At 64.6% G+C, this 2,455-nt stretch carries 2 protein-coding genes; both read left to right on the forward strand.

The genetic code is table 11. The features are described from left to right. The first annotated feature begins 111 nt into the window (after positions 1–111). A complete protein-coding gene (gene istA, locus J2Y58_RS20780) occupies positions 112–1,635 on the forward strand; it encodes an IS21 family transposase (RefSeq protein WP_310107359.1) in 1,524 nt (507 codons plus the stop codon). Next, entirely contained in the window at positions 1,625–2,404 is a 780-nt protein-coding gene (gene istB, locus J2Y58_RS20785) for an IS21-like element helper ATPase IstB (protein WP_310107361.1), read from the forward strand. Before istA ends, istB begins: the two co-directional genes overlap by 11 nt. The last annotated feature ends 51 nt before the right edge of the window (positions 2,405–2,455 follow it).

The following is a 2,455-nucleotide window of genomic DNA, read 5'->3' on the forward strand; positions in this document are numbered from 1 at the left end:
TGTTGATTTCCACTGAGAGCTGACCCGGCGAAGGCATAAATTTCCACCGAGAAGTGACCCGTGTCTCAACCTCACCCCGGCGTGCTGTCGGGGGGTCAAGGAGTGATAGACATGGCGTTACTGAGCGTCATCCGGCGCTGGGCATTCCGGGACGGGATGTCGATCCGAGAGATAACCCGACGTACGGGGCTATCGCGCAATACGATCCGCAAATACCTGCGGTCGGACGCGGTGGAGCCGAAGTTCGAGATGGTCGACCGGCCGAGCAAGCTGGATCCGTTCGCCGACCGGCTGTCGGGATGGTTGAAGACGGAAGCAAGCAGGCCGCGCAAGCAACGACGCACGGGCAAGCAGATCCATGCCGACCTGGTCGTGCTGGGCTATGACGGGTCCTACAGTCGGGTAGCGGCCTTCATCCGGGCGTGGAAGGCGGACCGTCAGGTCCAGGAGCAGACGACGGGCCGGGGCACGTTCGTGCCACTGGTATTCATGGCCGGCGAAGCCTTTCAATTCGACTGGAGCGAGGACTGGGCCATCCTGGGCGGCGAACGGGTGAAGCTGCAGGCAGCGCACACCAAGCTGTCGCACAGCCGGGCGTTCATCGTGCGGGCGTATCCGCTGCAGACGCACGAGATGCTGTTCGATGCGCACCAGCATGCCTTCCGGGTGCTGGGCGGGGTGCCGCGGCGCGGGATCTACGACAACATGAAGACGGCTGTCGACCGTATCGGCACGGGTAAGGCGCGACAGGTCAACGCGCGCTTCGCAGCGATGGCGAGCCACTATCTGTTCGAGCCGGAGTTCTGCAATCCGGCGTCCGGCTGGGAGAAGGGACAGGTCGAGAAGAACGTCCAGGATGCGCGTCGCCGCCTGTGGCAGCGGCTGCCCGCATTTCCTCATCTCGACGCCCTCAATGCATGGCTAGAGGAGCAGTGCATCGCCGAGTGGGCGCAGATCCCGCACGGCAACCTTCCCGGCACCGTCGCCGATATATGGGCGCAAGAAGTGCCGGACCTGATGAAACCGGGGCGCCCGTTCGACGGCTTCGTCGAGCATACCAAACGGGTGTCGCCAACCTGTCTCGTCCATTTCGACCGCAACCGCTACAGCGTCCCGGCTTCCTTCGCGAACCGGCCGGTGAGCCTGCGGATCTATCCCGACCGCATCGTCGTGGTCGCCGAGGGGCAAAGGGTGTGCGAGCACGCCCGGGTTATCGACCGGACGCACCGCTCGCCGGGTCGGACCATCTACGACTGGCGACACTATCTGGCGGTGGTCCAGCGCAAGCCAGGTGCCATGCGAAACGGTGCGCCTTTTACCGAGTTGCCCGACGCCTTTCGGCAATTGCGCCAGCAGCTGCTCAGGCGAACAGGCGGCGACCGGGAAATGGTCGATATCCTGGCGCTGGTGCTCCAGCACGACGAACAGTCGGTGCTGTGCGCAGTCGAACTCGCCCTTGAGGCCGGCGTCGCCACCAAGACCCACATCCTCAACATCCTGCACCGGCTGGTCGACGGCAAGACCGCCAGCATCACGCCTGTCGATGCGCCCCAGGCGCTCGTCCTGCGCCGTGAGCCCCAGGCCGATGTCGGTCGCTACGACACGCTGATGAAGGAGGTGCGCCATGCGTCATGACCCCGCCAGCGCCGCGGTTGTCGTCATGCTGCGCGACCTGCGGATGTACGGCATGGCCCAGGCCGTCGGCGACCTCATCGAACAGGGCGCACCTGCCTTCGATGCGGCCGTGCCCATCCTGTCCCAGCTGCTGAAAGCCGAGATGGCAGAGCGCGAGGTGAGATCCATCGCCTACCAGATCAAGGCAGCGAAGCTGCCGGCGTACAAGGACCTGACCGGCTTCGATTTCACCTCCGCGGAGGTCGACGAGGCCATGGTCCGTCAGCTTCATCAAGGCGATTTCATCGACGGCGCCGACAACGTCGTCCTGATTGGCGGCCCCGGCACCGGCAAGACGCATATCGCCACCGCGCTCGCCGTGCAGGCCATCGAGCACCACCGCAGAAAAGCTCGCTTCTTCGCCACCGTCGACCTGGTCAATGCGCTCGAGCAGGAGAAGGCCATGAACAGGGCCGGGCAGCTTGCGGAGCGCCTGCTCCGTCTCGACCTCGTCGTCCTCGACGAGTTGGGCTACCTGCCGTTCAGTCCCTCGGGCGGCGCCATGCTGTTTCACCTGCTCAGCAAGCTCTACGAGCAGACCAGCGTCATCATCACCACGAACCTCAGCTTCAGCGAGTGGGCCGGAGTTTTCGGCGACGCCAAGATGACCACCGCGCTTCTCGACCGCCTCACCCACCATTGCCACATCGTCGAGACCGGCAACGATAGCTTTCGTTTCCGCGTCAGGTCAGAGGCCGGCAAGCCCAAAAAGGAGAAGGCCGCGACTTGACCCGCAACCCCGCGGGCCTGACATTACCCCCACGACCCGGGTCACTTCTCG

Origin of the sequence: Sphingomonas sp. BE138 (genome assembly GCF_031456125.1) — a bacterium.
Classification (GTDB): Bacteria; Pseudomonadota; Alphaproteobacteria; order Sphingomonadales; family Sphingomonadaceae; genus Sphingomonas.